Origin of the sequence: Vibrio sp. TRT 17S01, from assembly GCF_050113695.1 — a bacterium.
Taxonomy (GTDB): domain Bacteria; phylum Pseudomonadota; class Gammaproteobacteria; order Enterobacterales; family Vibrionaceae; genus Vibrio.
This window is the reverse complement of record NZ_JBNJOG010000044.1, coordinates 1-3,216: the sequence shown is the minus strand read 5'-3', so window position 1 is coordinate 3,216 and position 3,216 is coordinate 1. Positions and strand designations below refer to the sequence as shown.

5 protein-coding genes are annotated in these 3,216 nt (G+C 39.3%); all 5 read left to right on the top strand.

Annotated features, from left to right (window positions below; all coding sequences use genetic code 11):
• Positions 1 to 590 precede the first annotated feature (590 nt).
• Positions 591 to 947 carry a DUF6864 domain-containing function gene (locus tag ACQEXS_RS22330; protein WP_021448788.1) on the top strand — a complete coding sequence of 119 codons (357 nt, stop codon included), beginning with the start codon at positions 591 to 593 and terminating at the stop codon, positions 945 to 947.
• The gene (locus tag ACQEXS_RS22325) at positions 944 to 1,303 is read left to right on the top strand and encodes a hypothetical protein (RefSeq protein WP_031777084.1); all 360 of its coding nucleotides are present in this window, start codon (positions 944 to 946) and stop codon (positions 1,301 to 1,303) included. The genes ACQEXS_RS22330 and ACQEXS_RS22325 overlap by 4 nt, the downstream gene beginning before the upstream one ends.
• Before the next feature lie 116 nt (positions 1,304 to 1,419).
• Positions 1,420 to 1,731 (top strand): hypothetical protein, encoded by a 312-nt coding sequence (locus tag ACQEXS_RS22320; RefSeq protein ID WP_427015258.1) that lies wholly within the window; start codon positions 1,420 to 1,422, stop codon positions 1,729 to 1,731.
• Positions 1,732 to 1,888: 157 nt separating this feature from the next.
• Positions 1,889 to 2,236 carry a cell envelope integrity protein TolA gene (locus ACQEXS_RS22315; protein ID WP_427015257.1) on the top strand — a complete coding sequence of 116 codons (348 nt, stop codon included), beginning with the start codon at positions 1,889 to 1,891 and terminating at the stop codon, positions 2,234 to 2,236.
• Between the two features lie 137 nt (positions 2,237 to 2,373).
• Positions 2,374 to 3,030 carry a hypothetical protein gene (locus tag ACQEXS_RS22310; protein WP_427015256.1) on the top strand — a complete coding sequence of 219 codons (657 nt, stop codon included), beginning with the start codon at positions 2,374 to 2,376 and terminating at the stop codon, positions 3,028 to 3,030.
• The last annotated feature ends 186 nt before the right edge of the window (positions 3,031 to 3,216 follow it).

Here is a 3,216-nt window from a genome sequence, read left to right as displayed (position 1 = left end):
TAAGTTAAGTTTAGTGTTTAAGGTACAATGTTTTAGGTTTGGTGGTTAGCGTTGTTCACCACTTAACGCGGCGTTAGTTGCCAACGAGGAAAACGCAGCCAAAACAGAATGTTCAGGGTTAATACCCGTGTATTTTTGGTTAGGTTTACGTATTTCAATTTTTAGTTATTTGGGTTTGTGAAATCGTGCTTTGTTTCTTGTGTGGTTGGTTTGTCTGTTTCAGAAACCGTTCTATTTGTTAAAAGCCTGTCCTGTAACATTGTTTATCCAAAAAGAGCTTTTTGGTGTTGTGAGTCTGTTTTCTACGACGCTGCATATTCCAAGTGGTTTCAGTGACAGTCGCTTTGAAACTGCGCCTGATTTGAGTTTTTCAAAGCACGAGAAATTGGTGTTGGCAAAGCGGTAATAAACTCCAAATCCTAGTCTTGGGCTTGGCAACTAACAAAGCATTCAAGAGGGATTCACAACGCTTGGCAGTTTTGGTTTGAATCAACTTTAGTGTTTACGGCACAATAGCTTAGGTTGGGTGGTGGCGTTGTTCACCCCTTAATGCGGCGTTAACTGTCTAATGGCAAAAACTAGGAGGATAAATGGTTTCAGTTGGTGGTTTAGAAGTTGTCTTCAATCAGACTCTGCTTGTGCTGGAAGGAGAGGGTGCATTCATAGAATTCAAAGCAAAAAATTGGGATGTTAAGGTTAAAGTTATAGTTTCTAAAGACGATAGTTCGTCAGATAGCAGGTATAAATTTTATGGTGACTCAGAAGAGGGAGAAGAGTTTGGTGTCATTGAATTGATAAACTGGAAAGACTCTGTTGGTATGGGCTTGGATGAAAAAGTTCGTTTTGGTGAAACTGAAGGGCAAAACTTATACCTTTTGGTGTGCGGACAAAAAATTGGAAATGTTCATAAATTGGATCTTCAGTTTAGTTTGGGGGGCGTGGAATGAGTAGCACCGGCACCTATGCAAGAAAAACGGTAGATATTAAGACCGTACATTCTAACGTCGATCAACAGCTTATCCAGATCACGGAAGACAAACTCCGATTAATTTTAAACGACCATGTGAAATGCATGGAGAGGAAGTCTGAGTGGGTTGCTCCATTGGGTATTTTGTTAACAATAATCGTTACATTTTCGACAACAGATTTTAAAGATATCTACTTCAGTGCAGATACTTGGAAAGCAATTTTTATAATGTCAGGAATGCTAACATGTGTTTGGCTAATTAAATCCCTATATACCCTAGCTGTTGCGAAAAGTGTGAATGATGTGATATCCAGAATTAAAGAAGGCGACAGTTAACAAAGCATTTAAGAGTGATTCACAACGCTTGGCAGTTTCGCTTCGCTCAAGTATAGCCAAGCGTCGCTCACACCTTAATGCGGCGTTATGTGCCTGCCGTATTTCAAAGGAAAGTAATGGACAATATATACGAAGATAAGCTGTTTCTTAAGTATGCAAAGGAAATAGCCGTTTCAATAATAGAGTCATCTCCAAAGCACTTGCAATGTATTGAAGTATTACTGGAGCCTGAAAACGGTGGAGTCTCGGTTGTGCAGGCTGTCAGTGAAAATCTAGGTGACTTTTTCTCACCAAACGATGAGTTATTGGACGCTGCCGAGGCATTTAATAAGTACATGCAAGAAAATGGACAAAAATTTAGCTTGGTTAGCTTTCTAGTGTTTCTTAAAGAAAATGGTCAGTGGGGCTATAAGTTTAGTATTAAGTAAAGCACATAACCATAAATTTAAGAGTGATTCACAACGCTCGGCGCTTTCACTTCAAGTAAGTTTAGTGTTTATGGCACAATGGTTTAGGTGATGTGTTAGCGTTGTTCACACCTTAATTTGGCGTTAGGGCTAAATTTGCTAGTTAAAAGGAATGTAAATGGATAAAACATTTTTGAAGGGTACGGCAATACTACTTTTTTTAATAGCTACTTTAGCTGGGTGTGCAAATAAACCTCAAAAATCCAAATTAGTAAAGTATGGCCAGGTCTATACCCAACTCATTCAAAATCAGTTGGATACTTCTAAAATGTTTCAAGGGGAAAAATGCAAGCTGCAATTTTCATTAAACTCTAGCGGCCAAGTTATATCGCTTGCCTCATCAGGTCATGAAAACTTATGTATAGCTAGTGAGGATGCCGTAAAAAAAGTTGGGGCATTTCCTTTGCCAAAGGACAAGGAAGTTGCAGCTCAATTACAGCAGATAACACTTACAATAAAGCCCTAACAAAGCATTTAAGAGTGACTCACAACGCTTGGCGATTTCAGTTTAAACTTGGCTTTAGTGTTTAAGGTACAGTGGCTTAGGTTAGGTGTTTTAGCGTTGTTCGCACCTTAATGCGGCGTTAGGCAAATGGAGAAAAAATGAGTCAATCTGCACATGGTTATATGATTAAAGCCCCAGCGCTGCTAAATGATACAAGGCGTTTAATTTCTAGAATTGATGACTCTAATCGAGATGCTTTGTCAGCTATTTCAACATCAATCTCCGCTGTTGAGGCTTTCTTGAATGAAATGGTTCAAATTGGTAATGGTTATAAGGCTCACCAGCATGGATTAGAGAACCCTCTTGTAAGAATGGCGGTTGCTCTTGAAATGTCTGAACGCAAACCAACTTTATGGAAGTTTGATGTTGCTTATCGTTCACTTAAAGGTGACAGCTTCAATGTTAAAGCTACTAAGCCCATCCAACAGTTACAGATCGTTATAGATGTTCGCAATGAGTTAATTCACCCTAAAGCATCAACGTTAACGCTTACTCCAAATGGCATGTCATTGCCACTAAAGGAACAGAAACTAGTAAATAAGTTACGCTCGAACGGTTTCAAAGTCTCTGATGATCCTTTTGATTGGGAGCGTGTAGTAAATACGAAAGCCTTTGCGTTGTGGGCTTATCGATCTGCTATTGATTCTATGGCTATAGTCTTTGATGCATGGCCTTATAGTAATGCGATAGACAGCTTTAAGGATATGTATTCAGTCAATTTAAGGCATGAAGAACAGTGGAAAGAATTTGCCTAACAATCTGTTTAAGAGGGATTCGCAACGCGTGGCATTTTCACTATGCGTTGGTTTAAATGATTAAGGTGGTATGCGGCGGCTTTGGTATTGCGTTGCTCACCCCTTAACAGGGCGTTAGCACACAGGTTCAACATTCGTGATTAAGGAAGAGGTAAATGTCTAAAGATGAAACGCTTCTACATTGTG